At 58.7% G+C, this 15,419-nt stretch carries 18 protein-coding genes and 1 tRNA gene; 10 read left to right on the top strand and 9 right to left on the bottom strand.

Features of this window, described 5'->3' with window-relative positions; translation table 11 throughout:
- Window positions 1–11: 11 nt before the first annotated feature.
- The 4 genes from AC2FNL_RS05380 to AC2FNL_RS05365 are packed head-to-tail and all read left to right on the top strand — an operon-like array spanning window position 12 to window position 1,125.
- The gene (locus tag AC2FNL_RS05380) at window positions 12–425 is read left to right on the top strand and encodes a hypothetical protein (protein ID WP_496832755.1); all 414 of its coding nucleotides are present in this window, start codon (window positions 12–14) and stop codon (window positions 423–425) included.
- 37 nt (window positions 426–462) lie between these two features.
- Window positions 463–603 (top strand): hypothetical protein, encoded by a 141-nt coding sequence (locus AC2FNL_RS05375; RefSeq protein WP_496832754.1) that lies wholly within the window; start codon window positions 463–465, stop codon window positions 601–603.
- On the top strand, window positions 600–860 hold the full coding sequence (locus AC2FNL_RS05370; protein WP_480666713.1) for a pyocin activator PrtN family protein: 261 nt from the start codon (window positions 600–602) through the stop codon (window positions 858–860). Before AC2FNL_RS05375 ends, AC2FNL_RS05370 begins: the two co-directional genes overlap by 4 nt.
- Window positions 861–867: 7 nt before the next feature.
- Window positions 868–1,125 carry a pyocin activator PrtN family protein gene (locus tag AC2FNL_RS05365; protein WP_496832753.1) on the top strand — a complete coding sequence of 86 codons (258 nt, stop codon included), beginning with the start codon at window positions 868–870 and terminating at the stop codon, window positions 1,123–1,125.
- A 53-nt stretch (window positions 1,126–1,178) separates the two neighbouring features.
- On the opposite strand, the gene AC2FNL_RS05360 is transcribed toward AC2FNL_RS05365, so the two are convergent.
- The 6 genes from AC2FNL_RS05360 to AC2FNL_RS05335 form a co-directional block, all read right to left on the bottom strand.
- A complete protein-coding gene (locus AC2FNL_RS05360) occupies window positions 1,179–3,119 on the bottom strand; it encodes a P-loop NTPase fold protein (RefSeq protein ID WP_496832752.1) in 1,941 nt (646 codons plus the stop codon).
- A gap of 315 nt (window positions 3,120–3,434) precedes the next feature.
- Window positions 3,435–4,478 carry an ACR3 family arsenite efflux transporter gene (gene arsB / locus AC2FNL_RS05355; RefSeq protein ID WP_496832751.1) on the bottom strand — a complete coding sequence of 348 codons (1,044 nt, stop codon included), beginning with the start codon at window positions 4,476–4,478 and terminating at the stop codon, window positions 3,435–3,437.
- The gene (gene arsJ / locus AC2FNL_RS05350) at window positions 4,475–5,710 is read right to left on the bottom strand and encodes an organoarsenical effux MFS transporter ArsJ (RefSeq protein WP_496832941.1); all 1,236 of its coding nucleotides are present in this window, start codon (window positions 5,708–5,710) and stop codon (window positions 4,475–4,477) included. Before arsJ ends, arsB begins: the two co-directional genes overlap by 4 nt.
- A 38-nt stretch (window positions 5,711–5,748) precedes the next feature.
- A complete protein-coding gene (locus AC2FNL_RS05345) occupies window positions 5,749–6,747 on the bottom strand; it encodes an ArsJ-associated glyceraldehyde-3-phosphate dehydrogenase (protein ID WP_496832750.1) in 999 nt (332 codons plus the stop codon).
- Window positions 6,744–7,589 (bottom strand): arsenate reductase/protein-tyrosine-phosphatase family protein, encoded by an 846-nt coding sequence (locus AC2FNL_RS05340; protein WP_496832749.1) that lies wholly within the window; start codon window positions 7,587–7,589, stop codon window positions 6,744–6,746. Before AC2FNL_RS05340 ends, AC2FNL_RS05345 begins: the two co-directional genes overlap by 4 nt.
- A 139-nt stretch (window positions 7,590–7,728) precedes the next feature.
- Window positions 7,729–7,815, bottom strand: a tRNA-Leu gene (locus AC2FNL_RS05335).
- Between the two features lie 142 nt (window positions 7,816–7,957).
- Here AC2FNL_RS05335 and AC2FNL_RS05330 point away from each other — a divergent pair.
- Together AC2FNL_RS05330 and lipB are read left to right on the top strand one after the other, a co-directional pair.
- A complete protein-coding gene (locus AC2FNL_RS05330) occupies window positions 7,958–8,617 on the top strand; it encodes a DsbA family oxidoreductase (RefSeq protein WP_496832940.1) in 660 nt (219 codons plus the stop codon).
- A gap of 39 nt (window positions 8,618–8,656) precedes the next feature.
- The gene (gene lipB / locus AC2FNL_RS05325) at window positions 8,657–9,313 is read left to right on the top strand and encodes a lipoyl(octanoyl) transferase LipB (protein ID WP_170368686.1); all 657 of its coding nucleotides are present in this window, start codon (window positions 8,657–8,659) and stop codon (window positions 9,311–9,313) included.
- A gap of 313 nt (window positions 9,314–9,626) precedes the next feature.
- On the opposite strand, the gene AC2FNL_RS05320 is transcribed toward lipB, so the two are convergent.
- Window positions 9,627–10,580, bottom strand: a complete 954-nt coding sequence (locus AC2FNL_RS05320; RefSeq protein WP_496832748.1) for a cation diffusion facilitator family transporter — start codon at window positions 10,578–10,580, stop codon at window positions 9,627–9,629.
- Window positions 10,581–10,658: 78 nt separating this feature from the next.
- Between AC2FNL_RS05320 and AC2FNL_RS05315 the strand changes: the two genes are divergently transcribed.
- Complete coding sequence (locus AC2FNL_RS05315) at window positions 10,659–11,105, top strand: MerR family transcriptional regulator (protein WP_496832747.1); 447 nt, start codon at window positions 10,659–10,661, stop codon at window positions 11,103–11,105.
- Here the strand turns inward: AC2FNL_RS05315 and AC2FNL_RS05310 are convergent.
- The gene (locus AC2FNL_RS05310) at window positions 11,086–11,505 is read right to left on the bottom strand and encodes an HIT family protein (protein ID WP_496832746.1); all 420 of its coding nucleotides are present in this window, start codon (window positions 11,503–11,505) and stop codon (window positions 11,086–11,088) included. The two genes, AC2FNL_RS05315 and AC2FNL_RS05310, sit on opposite strands and share 20 nt — an antisense overlap.
- Window positions 11,506–11,797: 292 nt before the next feature.
- Here AC2FNL_RS05310 and ctaD point away from each other — a divergent pair, with 292 nt between their 5' ends.
- The 3 genes from ctaD (at window position 11,798) to AC2FNL_RS05295 (ending at window position 14,746) form a co-directional block, all read left to right on the top strand.
- Window positions 11,798–13,456 carry a cytochrome c oxidase subunit I gene (gene ctaD / locus AC2FNL_RS05305; RefSeq protein WP_170337942.1) on the top strand — a complete coding sequence of 553 codons (1,659 nt, stop codon included), beginning with the start codon at window positions 11,798–11,800 and terminating at the stop codon, window positions 13,454–13,456.
- 155 nt (window positions 13,457–13,611) lie between these two features.
- Window positions 13,612–14,211: a 2-hydroxychromene-2-carboxylate isomerase gene (locus tag AC2FNL_RS05300; protein ID WP_170337940.1), complete on the top strand. Its 600-nt coding sequence runs from the start codon at window positions 13,612–13,614 to the stop codon at window positions 14,209–14,211.
- Window positions 14,212–14,254: 43 nt separating this feature from the next.
- Window positions 14,255–14,746 (top strand): DUF2244 domain-containing protein, encoded by a 492-nt coding sequence (locus AC2FNL_RS05295; RefSeq protein WP_170337938.1) that lies wholly within the window; start codon window positions 14,255–14,257, stop codon window positions 14,744–14,746.
- A gap of 6 nt (window positions 14,747–14,752) precedes the next feature.
- Here AC2FNL_RS05295 and AC2FNL_RS05290 read toward each other — a convergent pair whose 3' ends face one another.
- On the bottom strand, window positions 14,753–15,238 hold the full coding sequence (locus AC2FNL_RS05290) for a GatB/YqeY domain-containing protein (RefSeq protein ID WP_170434947.1): 486 nt from the start codon (window positions 15,236–15,238) through the stop codon (window positions 14,753–14,755).
- Window positions 15,239–15,419 lie beyond the last annotated feature (181 nt).

Here is a 15,419-nt window from a genome sequence, read left to right as displayed (position 1 = left end):
GAGGACCCTATATGGATATCGAAACCGAACGCGAGGTTCACGAGCTGACGCTGGCGGCAATCTACCATGGTCGCCTGCTTGCCGGCGAATGGCAGGAAACGGGGCTCGTGCCTCTGGGCACAACGAAACAACTCACGCAGGATCTGCTGCAGAAACTCCATGAGCGACGCGGATTGGAGGAACTGGATGAGGATCGTCTTCACCTGCTGGGTGAGCATATCAGAAAATTCACCAACCAGTATCGTGAAGGCCTGGGTGATCGAGCGCTGCAGCAGAATATCGAGACCGAGCAGATCTTCGACGCGAAAGCGATTGATCTCATCAATCTTGCATGGCGATGGCGGCAGCTGCGCGGCGCCAAGCGCGCGCTGGATGACAAAACTGCTGCCATCCGCGAAACCGAAAAGTTGCTGATTCAAGTATGAAATTGGTTTTGTCTTCCGACACCTTTTTCGCACGAAAATGAGGTTTCAAACCCCTACAAAAAATCCTTCTGCAAAAATCGATTGGAGCCATTTCCTCAAAACCGTCGCCATGGGTGGCGGTTTTCGCAACCCAGGCAGCCCCACCGAAAAAGCTGTCAATCAAGAGGAAATCCAATGAACACCGCGATCATGATGATGGCAATGTACAATGCAAAAGCGATTATCGACACGGAAACCGTCGCGCGCGATTGGTTCAAACTGTCTGTCGGGAAGTTCCACGAAAAGATCCGAGCTGGGGAAATTCTGCTACCACTTGTGCTCATGGAGGAAGAAAGCCAGAAATGCGCCAAGGGCGTCCATCTGATGGATTTGGCGGACTACGTTGATGAGAGACGGGCCGCCGCCGCGAAAGAACTGAAAATGCATGCGGGCTGAGACTGATATGACGACGTTGATGCTGCTGTTAGCTCGCCATGATGGGCGCGACGAGATCTCCTTCTCGCAGATGGCGAGAGAGTACTTTGGCCTTGAGCCGGAAGCCCTTGAACGAAAGATCAAGAAAGGACTGATCTGTTTTGAGTTCCCGGCTTGTCGACTGAACCTACGCACAAGCAAGGTGCCCCTGCTCCACTTGGCACATTACATTGAGCAACGACGCACCGCTGCAAAAGCCAGGATGGCCGAGTATGCGGCTGAATGATTGATTTCGCTTCCGCTCTTCCTATCGATCAACGCACAGGGATCAGAGGCATTCTATGCCTCTTCCTTCGCCTCCGTAGACTCCGCGCTATCCTCCTCATGAGCAAGTTCAACAAGAATTTTCGGCCGGACTCTCTTAATGCGTAGCGCTCGGAATCCAGCCTCTCCATCGGCACGCCCCTCAAGTTCTTTCAAGACCTGTAGCGCCCAGTCCTTTTCGGGCGCCAAATCGCGCTCCAACTGATTTGAGCTGTATCGATTTTCCAAAGCATATTGGATATCCCGCCAGTTCTCACGCGGTGCCTCCATCCAGGAATTCACAAACTCCACAGCCGGAATTTCATGCAGAAGCGGAATGACGGCGTATGGATTGGGGCCATTGTTCGTCGGCGAGACCGCCTCAAAGAAGCCCTTCGGGTTTTCCCGAACCAATTGCAAAAGTTCATTCAATATCTCAGGAAATTCCCGCCTCAGCGCTTCTTCTCGGGCTGCAATCAGATGCCCCCATGTCTCCTTGAAGTAATCTTCGTGTCCCTGGCTCACCCAATATCCAAAGCCATCGTATGACCGGTCAAACTCATCGTACCATCGCCAATCGGTTCCGCGTGCTGGAAGGGCACCTTTGTTCAGCAAGTCATCAATGTAGGCCAAGTTTTCCTTGAAAACGTCCTCCACATTCCTGTCGATGATATTCTGTTCGGCCATCATCATTCGCAGGCAGAAAATATGGAGCATTTCACCCGAACACGTAACTTCCCGCTCTTCGAATTGACGCTGCATGCGCGCCATAGCCTCGTCGACAGTTCTATCCTCCAAGTCATCGAAATGGGAAATTACCTTCCAGGGCGCAACATCTTCGGGAACAAGAAAATATGATGAATTTCCGATAGAGGCTCGTATTTGATCTTCAGGAAACCGCCCATCGACAAGCATGGCGCACAGCACATCGTCGTTCAAGATTCCACCTTCAAGATCAATTGTCGGATACTTGTCATCCGCCTTGATCAAAGCGGGTGTTTCAGGAGTGTTATCTTTCTTTGCATGCGCTCGCAGCATGTACCCATACCGAGCACCACGCCTGTTCCGTAGGTCGTTTTCCAACAAGTGTCCTGCTCTGACCTCGATTTGGAAAGCTACGAAGGTCTTTGTCAGGTCTTCCATGGCGTCGGCATTCTTGAGGTGCTCTTCCCCCAAGACACCATGCAGTCTGGTTAAATCTTCGATCACATGTCGGAGAATACGCAGGGACTTGACCTCAGAGCGAAGGAAGGTGTCTTGAACTTGGTCTTTGAAGTCAGAGACAAACTTCTTGGCTGATGGGTTTCCGATATCCTCAAGAAAGTGGGACAGCGCATCTTCGATCTGAGGCTCTACACGAATGCTCTGACCAAAGGTTTTCTCTTTCATCTGAAGGAACTCATCGGCAAGCCTTTCGTCATGTGCAACAACGACGACACGAAACCCCAAGTGCTCAACGTAAGAGTTGATCGCACCCAAGACATCCTTGAGTTCAAGATCACAGCGCTCCAGGTCATCGAACACAAGGGTTTTCGTGGGCTCGATTTCCCGCTTGAAAACTGCGTTGAATACGCTCGGGATGGCACCTGCCAAAGCCCAGGGGCCTTTCATTCCCGCGACGATGTCGCTGCCTTTGCCAACCATCTTCTCGGCTTTCGCCATGGTCGGGGCGGCGGCAGCGAATACCTCGGAATGAAGCTGTTCAACAGTCTGAACACCGAATAGGCTGACATACAGTCGATCTTCTTCAGGAAGGCAGCTCTTGACTTGGTAGGTCTTACCGGTTCCCCAGTCTCCGGTGACCAATACGGCATAACCAGGAGCCGTGAGTGTCTTGTAGTAGCTCAAATATTCTTGCAAATGGGACATTGACGACAACTTTTCCATGATTGCTTTTCCACTCGACGTTTCAGTGGAATGGTATGGCTTGTGGCTTCTTTCCTTGAACCACCGAAATATCTTCTGGGCGACTTTCATACTTCATCCCAGCTGGGCAAATTGTTCAGAATAACAAGACCTTGGTGCTACAAATGGTGCTACAAAATTCTATAGACCCCCGAGAGGCCAACAAAACAAGGGGTTTCAGAAAGCGTCGCTCCCATCCATCATCGGCGCAACCGACAAGCGCGCAGCGCGAGTGACTTCGCTGCGATCAGCAAGTGCCCGAGATTGAGACCCCGCCATCAGTGCACGTTCCTTTTTGTGGCCCAGACAAATCTGCGGCGCCCGGCCAAGCCGGGTCCGCGCTAGGCGTCTACCACTGTTTGACGCCGGATATCCACCGTCGGATTGCTAGGTCCGGACGTCCTCTGGAGATTGTTCCGAGCGCTCGGCAAAACTGCCGCGCGTCCGGTTGGCGAAAGCCACCAGCGAAAGCATCACCGGCACCTCGACCAGAACACCCACCACCGTGGCCAGAGCCGCACCCGAATTCAGGCCGAACAGGCTGATGGCGACGGCCACCGCCAGTTCAAAGAAGTTCGACGTGCCAATCAGTGCGCAGGGTGCCGCGATCCGGTGCGGCACGCGCAGGGCAAAGGCCGCCGCATAGGCCACTGCAAAGATCCCGTAGGACTGGATCAGGATCGGGACGGCGATCAGCGCGATAACCATCGGGCGGTCCAGGATCACCTGCCCCTGCAGGCCGAACAGGATGACGACGGTCGCGATCAGGCCGACAACGCCCCACGGCTTAACCCGGTCGCGGAACGCCTCGATCCGCTCGGCCGAGCCCAGCCGGTTGCGCGTCCAGACACCTGCCGCCAAGGGCAGAGCCACGAACAGGACTACCGACAGGACCAGCGTCTGCCACGGGACCGAAATGTCGGTCACGCCCAGCAGGAAGGCCACGATCGGAGCGAAGGCAAAGACCATCACGATGTCATTCACCGACACCTGCAGCAACGTATAGTTCTCGTCCCCCTTGGTCAGATGCGACCAGACGAACACCATTGCCGTGCAGGGTGCCGCACCCAGCAGGATCAGCCCCGCAATGTATTGCTGGGCATCGGCGGGCGCGATCAGGTCGGCGAAGACGTATTCGAAGAACAGCACGCCCAGCGCGGCCATGGTAAAGGGCTTGATCAACCAGTTGACCACCAGAGTGATCGCCAGCCCTTTGGGCTGTTTTACCACGTCGCGCAGGCTGCTTGGATCCACCCCCACCATCATCGGATAGACCATGGCCCAGATCAGTACCGCCACCACAAGGTTGACATTGGCCACCTCGGCCGCCGCGATGGCCTGGACCAAACCCGGCGCAAATGAGCCGATGGCGATCCCGGCGGCCATGGCCAGCGCGATCCACAGGGACAGGTATCGTTCAAATACGCTCATGCAGAGATCTCCGAAGTTGTTTGCGGCTGCAAGCGCCCCGCCGCAAGGGCGGACAGCGCGACCATGGCGGCCGCCGTCCCCAGCATCAAGGGCAACCCGCCCCATTGATAGGTCAGCCCGGACAGCAGCGTACCCAACAGCCGCCCGCCCGCATTGGCCATGTAGTAGAAGCCCACATCCATCGTCACCCGCTCGGCCCGGGTGAAGGCCAGAATCAGATAGGAATGCAGCGAGGAATTCACCGCAAAGACCGCGCCAAAGGCCAGCAGGCCACCTACCAGCGTCAGCGTCAGCCAGGGCGCCGGACCAGAGGACATCAGCGCGGCCACCGTCAGGACGGTCGGCACGCAGGCCAGCCCCCAGGCCCAACTGCGCGCCGCCGCGACCAGGTCGGCCTCATCCCGCGACCCTGCCCGCAGCACACGCGGGGCGGCAGCCTGAACAATGCCGTACAGAATGATCCACAAGGCCATGAACCCGCCGATCAGAAAAAAGGCCAAGCGGTTGCCCGCTTCGCTGCCATCCGACAGCACGGCGTAGAAATAGATCGGGATGCCGACGACAAACCAGACGTCGCGCGCCCCGAACAGGAAGACCCGCGCCGCGGACAGCCAGTTCACATTTGCCGATTTTGAGAAGACCTCGGAAAACTTCGCGCCCTTGCGGCCCTTGGGCAGCCCCGGCGGCATCGCCAGCAGCACCGCCACCAGGATCAGGAACAAAACCCCCGCCATGCCCAGCACGGCGCCCGTGAAGCCGAGCCCGGCCAACAAGGCCGCCCCCAGCAGGAAGCCCAGCCCCTTGACCGCGTTCTTCGACCCGGTCAGCACCGCGACCCAGCGGAACAACCCGCCGCCTTCGGTGGGGGCCAACAGCTTGACCGCCGATTTCGATGACATCTTGGTCAGGTCCTTGGCCACGCCGCTGGCGCCCTGCACGACCATCACGAAGGCGACGGACGCACCGATGGTCCAGCCCGGATCCAACTGCGCCAGCGCCAGCAATGCCAGCACCTGTATCGTCAGCCCCGCATACAGGGTCGCGGTCAGCCCGAACCGCGCGGCGATCCACCCGGCGGCCAGGTTAGTGACCATCCCGGCGATCTCGTACAGCACGAACAGATAGGCCAGCTGAACCGGTGAAAAGCCCAGAGTGTGAAAATGCAGCAGCACCAGCATCCGCAGGGCGCCGTCGGTCAGCATGAAGGCCCAATAGGCAGCCGTGACGGCCATATAGGCCGACAGCCCGTCCGGACGTTGGGAAGCGCTTGTCAAAGCGATGCCCCGACCATCATCGCGACATCCACCAGACGGTGCGCATAGCCCATCTCGTTGTCGTACCAGGCATAGACCTTTACCTGCGTGCCGTTCACCACCATGGTCGACGGTGCATCCACGATGCTGGACCGGGTGTCATTGGTATAGTCGGTCGAGACCAGAGGACGCTCCTCATAGCCCAGAATGCCGGCCAGAGGCCCCTCGGCCGCGGACTTGAACAGGGCGTTCACCTCTTCGGCCGTGGTTTCGCGCTCAACCTCGAACACGCAATCGGTCAGCGAGGCATTCAGCAGCGGCACCCGCACCGCATGCCCGTTCAGCCGCCCCGTCAGTTCGGGATAGATCAGGGTGATCGCCGTGGCGCTGCCGGTGGTCGTGGGGATCAGCGAGTTCAACGCCGAGCGCGCACGGCGCAGGTCCTTGGCCGGGCGATCCACGATCGTTTGCGTGTTGGTCACGTCATGAATCGTGGTGATCGAGCCGTGCCGGATGCCCAGGCTCTCGTGGATCACCTTGACCACAGGGGCCAGGCAGTTCGTGGTGCAACTGGCCGCGGTCACGATGCGGTGGCGCGCCGGATCATAGGTGCCCTCGTTCACGCCAAAGACGATATTGGCCGCATCGCCATCCTTGACCGGAGCCGAGACCACCACCTTTTTCACACCGGCGTCAAAGTAAGGGGCCAGCTTCGCCTCGGTCTTGAAGACCCCGGTGCAGTCGATGACGACGTCGACGCCCTCAAGCGGCAGCTCCGACAAGTTGCGGGTTCCGATGAAGGGCAGCCGCACGCCGTCGATGGTGACCGAGCTTTCATCATGGCGGAACTCGGCGTCCCAGCGGCCATGCACGGTGTCGAACTCCAGCAGATGCGAGTGCATGGCCGGGTCGCCCACCGCGTCGTTGATCCAGGCGATCTGCGCGCCATTCTCAAGCAGGGGTTTCAAGGCCAGCTTGCCGATGCGGCCAAGGCCGTTGAGAGCATAAACGGTCATGCGATTTCTCCGGTATGGATCTGGCCGATGTCATCCACGGCCTTCTGAAGGGACATGCGGTCAAGGGTTTCGAACGGCAGCGAGGAAAAGGTCAGGATCCGGTTGCGCAACGCGCCGTAGGCCTGCTGGAAGGCAAGGCTTTTTTGGGCCTCTGTCCCCTCGGCCTTCACCGGATCGGGCATACCCCAATGCGCGCTGATCGGCTGCCCGGGCCAGGCGGGGCAATCTTCGTTCGCAGCCTGATTGCATACGGTGAACACGAAATCGAATTTCGGCGCGCCCGGGGCCTGGAACTCGCCTACATTCTTGGCGCGCAGGTCCGAGATGTCGTGCCCATTCTGCCGCAGCACCTCAAGTGCCGCTGGGTTCAACTGGGACTGAGGACGTGTACCGGCGGAAAACACGTTGAAACGGTCGCCGCCAAGCTGCTTCAAAAGGGCCTCGGCGAAAATCGAGCGCGCGGAATTCCCGGTGCATATGAACAAAACGTTGTAGGTACGCGCGGCATTGGCCGCATGCGCGTCAACGCCGTTGAGCGGACTGGGCGCGCAGAGTTCCGGACGCCCACGGCAGCAATCCAGCAGAAGGTAATCGAACGTCTCCCGGACGGCTTTCATATCCACCGAGTAGCGTAAGGACGTCCCGACCCTTTCCTGCGTCACAAGTCCCGCCTGCATCAGCGCATTCACGTAGTTGGACAGCGTATTCGGCTTGAGGTCCAACGCGATGGCAATCTCGGTCGCGGGTATGCGATCGGGATACCGGCGCATCAACAACCGAAAAACGGCCAACCGAGACGGATGACCCAAGGTGGACAGGCGGTCGGGAATCACTATTTCCATAGTTCATGGATATTTGAATTAACGGCGAAATCAAGTGCCCGTTTTTGGCGCGTTGAAACCGCTCGCAAGAATTCGCGATTAGCCACAATGCCGCCCCTCGCCCAAAACGGAACGACGGGTGAATTGACAAGGAAGAAAATGGTGCGGCCGAGAAGACTCGAACTTCCACGGGTGTTACCCCACAGCGACCTCAACGCTGCGCGTCTACCAATTCCGCCACGGCCGCACTGCCTGTGACTTGGTAGGCGGCGTATAGACGCTTGGCAAAAGGATGTGAAGAGGCAAAAGCAACCGCATTGGAATTCCCGGCCCGCAACCATATCTGTGGGGTCATGAAACCCGATGCCACATTGCAGCAGGAGCATCCGATGCCCACCCCCGATCCTCGCCCCGTCATCCAAGTCGACATCGTATCCGATGTCGTATGCCCGTGGTGCATCGTCGGGTTTCGTCAGCTTGATCTGGCGCTGGAGCAGGAGAACGTGCTGGCGCAGCTCCGGTGGCACCCATTCGAACTGAACCCCACTATGGGGCCGGACGGCCAGAACCTGCGAGAGCACATCATGGAGAAATACAGCTCGACCGCCGAGCAGAGCCAGCAGGCCCGACACCGGTTGACCGCGCTGGGTGCAGATTTGGGTTTCACGTTCAATTTCAATGATGACAGCCGGATAGTGAACACCTTTGCTGCGCATCAACTTCTGGACTGGGCCGAAGCGCAAGGCAGGCAACACCCGCTGAAGCTGGCCTTGTTCAAGGCCTATTTCACAGATCAGCGGGATGTTTCGAAAGTTGAGGTGTTGCTGGATGCCGCTCAGACGGCTGGCCTCGACCCAGACGCCGCCCGCGCGGCGTTGGAATCGGGCGCGCATGCAGGCCCGGTAAGGCAAAAGCAACAATTCTGGACCAGCCGAGGCATCACCGGAGTTCCGGCAATGGTTTTTGGCGGCAAGTACCTGCTGACGGGTGCGCAGGGCACCGAGACTTACGCTCAGGTCCTGCAGCGATGCCTGGCCGAGGCCGCCTAAACTCTTTCGCTCTGACTGCAGGACGGCTATGAGGCGCGCATGGAATGGAAGATCACCGACGGACTGACAGACTATGACACCGCCGTCGCCTTCATGGAGGCGCGGGTGGCCGAGATTGCGGCCGGAACTGCGGACGAGTGCATCTGGTTCTTGGAGCATCCGCCGCTTTATACGGCCGGAACATCGGCCAAACCCCAAGATCTGACCGACCCGGATCGATTTCCGGTCTATGCCAGCAAGCGCGGGGGCGAATACACCTATCACGGGCCCGGCCAGCGGGTCGTTTATGTCATGCTGGATGTCGGGAAGCGCGGCCATGATGTCCGCCGCTTTGTCAAACAGCTGGAAACCTGGGTGATCTCGGCATTGGCCGAATTCAACGTCCACGGAGAAATCCGCGAAGGCCGTGTCGGTGTGTGGGTGCCGCGCAAGGACAAGCCGCTGACCGTCAGCGGCGAACCGGCCGAGGACAAGATCGCTGCGATCGGCATCCGCTTGCGGAAATGGATCAGCTTCCACGGCATCTCGATCAACGTGGAACCGGACCTGGAGCATTTTTCGGGCATCGTTCCCTGCGGCATCCGGGAGTTCGGCGTGACTTCGTTGGTGGATCTGGGATTGCCGGTGACAATGGCCGATGTCGATGTGGCTCTGCGCAAAACCTTTACTGACGCTTTTGGCCCCGAGGTGGTCTGACCCCCACGCATCGACCATGTTCTCGAATCGCAGAATCTGACCCTGCGGAACGACAATCCTCGATGCAGGCTTCTTCTGTTTCTCAATACGGTCGCAAATTTCCGAAGATTGCCGCGAATTGCCTTAAAATTTAGGGAATCTCCTTCTTCCTTCCACACAACAGCCGCAGTTTGAGGTATCATGAATATACCGTTCAAGAGTGAGTGGTATGTTAACCGGTGATCGCGGCCAGCCCGCGAAAATCGATCAAGTGTTTGGTTACGAGTCTGCCGTTCCGACCCCATATCGGAACGGCAATTCTCGTTTTTGGGCCTCAGTTTTCGCCTGATTGGTCCGCGGCATGGCCGAAACGCATGGTCTGCGGGCAAGCCCGACCGGCCGTTTCCACCTCAAGCGTCAGGTGGCCGATTCCAAAACTGTCGCGCATTGCTTGTTTCACCAAACCGCGCACCTCTTCAGCCTGCGACCAGGCGCAGTCTTCGACCACCAGATGCGCGGTAAGCGCGGGCTGGTTTTCCTGCATGCTCCACAAGTGGACATGGTGAACCTCGCGCACGCCGTCCGTTGCCTCAATTACCGAGGCGACCTCTTCGGGGTCCAGATCGGGCGGCGCGCCAAGCATGAGAACACGGATCGTTTCTCCGATTTCACTTTGGACATGCCACAGGATGTAAAGCGAAATTAGAATGGTTACGGCCGGATCGACCCACGTCCAGTTGAACAGGATCACAGCTGCCCCGGCCACGATCACTGCAACCGATCCCAGCGCGTCAGCAACGTTATGCAGAAAAGCCGCACGGATATTCATGCTGGTTTTGGCCATACTATAGGTCAAAAGCGCGGTGATTAGGTCCACCACCAACGCAAGCACGGCAATCCAGACCACAAGCCAGCCGTCAATCGGCTCAGGCTGAAAGAACCGCGTCACACCTTCGTACATCAGGTACACGGCGATGACGATCAGTGTGGTATAGTTGACCAGCGCCGCGACCACTTCGGCCCGACCGTATCCGAAGCTCATGCGCGGGTCGGCTGGGCGGCGGGCGATCTTGCGGGCAAAGAACGCGATGATCAGCGCAATCGCGTCGGAAAAGTTGTGCAGCGCGTCAGCGATGAGCGCCAGCGACCCCGAAAAGATCCCACCGACCACCTGTGCCAGCGTCAGAAACATGTTGACCGCGATGGCCCATGCCACCCGCGCGTCTCCGGCATCGGCGTCGATTTGGGCGTGGTGTTTGTGTCCGGCGTGGGAATGATCATGCGCCATGATGTCGTGTCCTTGTCTGGGCCATGGTCCATACCTAATTCCTCTAGTGACTAGAGGTTCAAGGGGGGATTGGAGAAAATGTTCTCGATCGGGGATTTGTCCCGGCGCACAGGCGTCAAAACCGCCACGATCCGGTTTTACGAAGAAAGGGGCCTGCTGCCACCGCCAGAACGGACCGCCGGCAACCAAAGGCGTTATGACCGCGCCGCGCTCGAGCGGCTGCACTTTGTCAAACACACGCGCGATCTTGGACTGCCATTGGCCGATGTCGAGGCCCTGCTGTCATTGGAAGGCGCCCAAGGCGCCGATCTGAACCGGGCGCACGAAATCGCCGAGCGGCAGCTGACGGACCTGCAGGATCGGATTGCAAAGCTGCGCCGGCTCGAGACCGAACTTGCCCGGATCGCAGCCGCCTGCGACGGGCAGCACGACCATGTCTGCTCAGTCTTGCAGGCGTTTGGGGATCACGATGCCTGTTCTGGGGCGCATCAGGCTCCCCCACCCGTCACGCCAGCGCAGCCCTGATGCGCTCGGCGTGTTTGGCGATCTCGTCGAAATCGCCCATTTTGCCGGGCGGGCGCAGAGAGACGCCCTCGTGCCGGGGCAGGACATGGAAATGCAGGTGAAACACCTCCTGCCCTCCGGCTGCCTCGTTGAACTGCTGGATGGTCAACCCTTCGGCGTCAAAGGCGCGCATGACCGCACGCGCCAGTTTCTGAACCGTGGTCATGACTGCGGCCAATTGCTCGGGTGTGGCATCCAGCACGTTGCGGCAAGGCGTCTTCGGGATCACCAGAAGGTGTCCGTCCGCGCGCGGCATGATATCCATGAAAGCCAGCGTGTCCTCATCCTCGTAGACGCGGGTAGAGGGGATCTCGCCCCGCAGGATCTTGGCAAAGATGTTTTCGGGATCATAAGCGGTCATGGCGGGTCTCCTACAAAGGGGCTGCGTGTTGTTCTGCGGCCAAGCCCGCAGCGGGTCAAGGCGTGATTCCGCCCTTGCGAAGCCCCTGTCCTTGCAATTCGCCTGTTCATCCCCAGATACCGGTCATCCAAGGCTGAAATCGCACGGGTGTCCTCCTGCCCCGCGACAATTAATCTTGATCCAGATCAAACTCGGCCATTGAAGGCCGCCCCCTTGCATTCTAAAACCAGCAGGAATCCCGCGCGCCGGAGAGGTCCGGCTGCGCGGTCTATTTGCAACAGGAGGCACCTAAATGGCAGACGCAGCCATTCATGGTCACGATCATGAAGACCAGCGCGGGTTCTTTACCCGGTGGTTCATGTCGACCAACCACAAGGATATCGGGATCCTATACCTGATCTTCTCGGCCTTTGCCGGGTTCATCTCGGTCGCGATGACCATCTACATGCGGCTTGAACTGATGCATCCGGGCGTTCAGTACATGTGCCTGGAAGGCTTCATGGCCGACCCCTGCACGCCCAATGGACACCTGTGGAACGTGATGATCACCTATCACGGTGTTCTGATGATGTTCTTCGTGGTCATCCCCGCGCTGTTCGGCGGATTCGGAAACTATTTCATGCCGTTGCAGATCGGTGCGCCGGACATGGCGTTCCCGCGGATGAACAACCTGTCCTTCTGGCTGTATGTCGCCGGCACCTCGCTGGGCATCGCGTCGCTGCTGGCCCCCGGCGGCAACGACCAGGCCGGCTCGGGCGTGGGCTGGGTTCTGTACCCGCCGCTGTCGACGACCGAAGGCGGCATGTCCATGGACCTGGCGATCTTTGCCGTGCACGTATCGGGCGCCTCCTCGATCCTCGGCGCGATCAACATGATCACCACCTTCCTGAACATGCGTGCCCCGGGCATGACCCTGTTCAAGGTGCCGCTGTTCAGCTGGTCGATCTTCGTCACCTCGTGGCTGATTCTGCTGTCGCTGCCGGTTCTGGCGGGCGCGATCACCATGCTGCTGATGGACCGCAACTTCGGCTTCACCTTCTTTGATCCGGCCGGTGGCGGTGACCCGATCCTGTACCAGCATATCCTGTGGTTCTTCGGCCACCCCGAAGTGTACATCGTGATCCTGCCAGGCTTCGGCATCATCAGCCACGTGATCGCCACCTTCTCGCGCAAGCCGATCTTCGGCTATCTGCCGATGGTCTGGGCGATCATCGCAATCGGCGCGCTGGGCTTTGTCGTGTGGGCACACCACATGTACACCGTCGGCATGTCGCTGCGCCAGCAGGCCTACTTCATGCTGGCCACGATGGTCATCGCGGTTCCGACGGGCGTGAAGGTGTTCTCGTGGATCGCCACCATGTGGGGCGGCTCGATCGAGTTCAAGACGCCGATGCTGTTCGCCTTCGGCTTCCTCTTCCTGTTCACCGTCGGCGGTGTGACCGGTGTGGTGCTGTCGCAAGCCGGTATCGACCGGGCCTACCACGACACCTACTATGTCGTCGCGCACTTCCACTACGTGATGAGCCTGGGTGCAGTCTTTGCAATCTTTGCAGGCGTGTACTTCTACTTCTCGAAGATGACGGGCCGTCAGTACTCGGAGTTCTGGGGTAAGGTGCACTTCTGGATGTTCTTCATCGGTGCAAACCTGACCTTCTTCCCGCAGCACTTCCTGGGCCGTCAGGGCATGCCGCGCCGGTATATCGACTATCCCGAAGCCTTCGCTCAGTGGAACTTCGTGTCTTCGATCGGTGCGTTCGTCTCGTTCGCTTCGTTCCTGCTGTTCTTCGGGATCGTGTTCTACGCCCTGTTCCGTGGCGCCAAGGAAACACGTCCGAACCCGTGGAACGAATACGCGGATACGCTGGAATGGACCCTGCCCTCGCCGCCGCCCGAGCACACGTTCGAGCAGCTGCCCAAGCAGGAAGACTGGGACAAGGGCCACGCGCACTGATCCCTTCCCGAAAACAGGAAACCCCGCCTTCACGGCGGGGTTTTTCTTTTTCTGTTCGCGCTCTACCGGCCATCGAATTCCGCGGGCGGTCGCAATATCGTTGAAAATCGGGTATCCTTGGCGCGCCGCATGTCCGGCCAATCTCCGAGGTTACCATGCCCGATATTGATTTCTGGTACTCCATCGGCAGCACTTACAGTTTCCTGACCATCATGCGTCTGGACGATTGGTGCGCAGAACATCAGGCGCAGGTTAACTGGCGCCCTTTCGACGTACGCGCGGTCATGTCTGAACAGAAGAACATTCCGTTTGCGGGCAAACCCGTCAAGTCGGCCTACATGTGGCGCGACATCGAACGCCGCGCAGCCAAGTACCATATCCACGCCAAGCTGCCCGCCCCCTATCCGATTTCGAACCTCGAATTGGCCAACCAGGTCGCGCTGCTGGGAATCCGGGAAGGATGGGGCAAGAGCTTTACCCAAAACCTTTACAGGATCTGGTTTGAAGACGGTATCGAAGCCGGCAGTGAAAACGCCATCTCCGAGGCTCTGTTCCGCTGCCAGCTGGACCCGCTGCCGGTCATGGCCCGCGCGCGCAGCCCCGAAATCGAAACCGCGTTGAAAGCTGAAACCGAAACGGCGGTAGCCCTGGGCGTATTCGGCGCGCCCAGCTTTGTTACGCGGGGCGAAGTGTTCTGGGGCGACGACCGGCTTGAGGACGCGCTGTCCTGGGCGCGGGTCGGACACGTCGTTTGAAATTGGCAATCGACACCGGATCAGCAGGCGCTATTTTTGCGATATGCCCTACCATTGGAACGTCAGCTCGAACTCGGAACAGGAATTGCGCCTTTGGCCGCACAATTCCCTGCCACCGCGCGGCGCAATGGCCGTCGTACTATCGGTTTTCCTGTTTGGACTTATACCCCTACTGGCAGTTCTGGGATCGGTTCTGCTGTGGGGGCTATTGCCGTTCCTTCTGTTGACGGTGGCGGGCCTATGGCTTGCGATCCAGTCAAACTATCGGTCCCGAAACGTGTTTGAGGTACTGACCCTTACCGGAACCCAAGCACGCCTGATCCATCATAGCGCCCGAACCGGCCAGCAGGAATGGAGTTGCAATCGATACTGGGCCCGTCCGGAAATGCACAAGGCCGGCGGACCGGTCCCGAACTATGTGACCCTGTCGGGCGAAGGACGGGTGGTCGAGATTGGCGCGTTCCTCTCAGAGGAGGAACGCATTGCCTTGTATGATGATCTGGTAAAGCGGCTGCGCGAACCGGCACCCGAATAAAGTGCGTCAGCAGTCGCCGTTCGACGCGGCGCACAGGTGGTCTTTGACCAGCGGCCCTACCTTTCCAAAGTCCATCTGGCCTGTGTAGTTGGCCTTGAGCTCGCCCATGACCTTGCCCATGTCCCGGATCGACCCGGCACCGGTCGCCGTGATCGCCGTCTGGATGGCCTTTGCGACCTCATCATCATCCAACTGCTTGGGCAGGAATTCCTCGATGATCTTCACCTCGCGCAGTTCGCGCTCGGCCAGGTCCAAACGACCACCTTCCTCATAGGCCCGCGCGCTTTCCTTGCGCTGCTTGCTCATTTTCCCAAGAATCTCAAGAACATCTGAGTCATCACAGCCCTTGGCCTCTTCGTTTCCAGCCGCACGCAGCGCGATGTCCCGATCCTTGATCGCGGCATTGACCAGCCGCAGCGTCGACAGACGCTCGGCATCCTTGTCCTTCATTGCTTGCTTCAGGGCAGTGGTCACCCGAGTTCGCATATCCATCTGTTCTGTCCATCCCCATGGCAACGGAACCCCGAACATATCTAAACAAAATCCGAGGCACAACAGCAGACACATAAGGCTAAATCATTGAAAAACAACAATAGCCCAAAATTTGAACAGGGTTGACCCGAGACCCCAACCCCCTTAGTTATGCGCCGATTTACCCGATAGGAGAGTCGCG

Source organism: Ruegeria sp. CRTD044 (assembly GCF_059613485.1).
The sequence above is the reverse complement of the archived record's forward strand: the minus strand, read 5'-3'. Positions and strand labels throughout refer to the sequence as shown.

Bases quoted from the DNA above. Each gene is read 5' to 3' on its own strand.
- AC2FNL_RS05375 (WP_496832754.1), top strand. From the start codon at position 463: ATGAGGTTTCAAACCCCTACAAAAAATCCTTCTGCAAAAATCGATTGG.
- arsB (WP_496832751.1), bottom strand. From the start codon at position 4,478: ATGAGCGTATTTGAACGATACCTGTCCCTGTGGATCGCGCTGGCCATG.
- AC2FNL_RS05300 (WP_170337940.1), top strand. From the start codon at position 13,612: ATGCCCGATATTGATTTCTGGTACTCCATCGGCAGCACTTACAGTTTC.
- ctaD (WP_170337942.1), top strand. From the start codon at position 11,798: ATGGCAGACGCAGCCATTCATGGTCACGATCATGAAGACCAGCGCGGG.
- AC2FNL_RS05340 (WP_496832749.1), bottom strand. From the start codon at position 7,589: ATGGAAATAGTGATTCCCGACCGCCTGTCCACCTTGGGTCATCCGTCT.
- arsJ (WP_496832941.1), bottom strand. From the start codon at position 5,710: ATGGCCGTCACGGCTGCCTATTGGGCCTTCATGCTGACCGACGGCGCC.
- AC2FNL_RS05365 (WP_496832753.1), top strand. From the start codon at position 868: ATGACGACGTTGATGCTGCTGTTAGCTCGCCATGATGGGCGCGACGAG.
- AC2FNL_RS05310 (WP_496832746.1), bottom strand. From the start codon at position 11,505: ATGACCGCTTATGATCCCGAAAACATCTTTGCCAAGATCCTGCGGGGC.
- AC2FNL_RS05295 (WP_170337938.1), top strand. From the start codon at position 14,255: ATGCCCTACCATTGGAACGTCAGCTCGAACTCGGAACAGGAATTGCGC.
- AC2FNL_RS05345 (WP_496832750.1), bottom strand. From the start codon at position 6,747: ATGACCGTTTATGCTCTCAACGGCCTTGGCCGCATCGGCAAGCTGGCC.
- AC2FNL_RS05320 (WP_496832748.1), bottom strand. From the start codon at position 10,580: ATGGCGCATGATCATTCCCACGCCGGACACAAACACCACGCCCAAATC.
- AC2FNL_RS05315 (WP_496832747.1), top strand. From the start codon at position 10,659: ATGTTCTCGATCGGGGATTTGTCCCGGCGCACAGGCGTCAAAACCGCC.
- AC2FNL_RS05370 (WP_480666713.1), top strand. From the start codon at position 600: ATGAACACCGCGATCATGATGATGGCAATGTACAATGCAAAAGCGATT.
- AC2FNL_RS05360 (WP_496832752.1), bottom strand. From the start codon at position 3,119: ATGAAAGTCGCCCAGAAGATATTTCGGTGGTTCAAGGAAAGAAGCCAC.
- lipB (WP_170368686.1), top strand. From the start codon at position 8,657: ATGGAATGGAAGATCACCGACGGACTGACAGACTATGACACCGCCGTC.
- AC2FNL_RS05380 (WP_496832755.1), top strand. From the start codon at position 12: ATGGATATCGAAACCGAACGCGAGGTTCACGAGCTGACGCTGGCGGCA.
- AC2FNL_RS05290 (WP_170434947.1), bottom strand. From the start codon at position 15,238: ATGGATATGCGAACTCGGGTGACCACTGCCCTGAAGCAAGCAATGAAG.
- AC2FNL_RS05330 (WP_496832940.1), top strand. From the start codon at position 7,958: ATGCCCACCCCCGATCCTCGCCCCGTCATCCAAGTCGACATCGTATCC.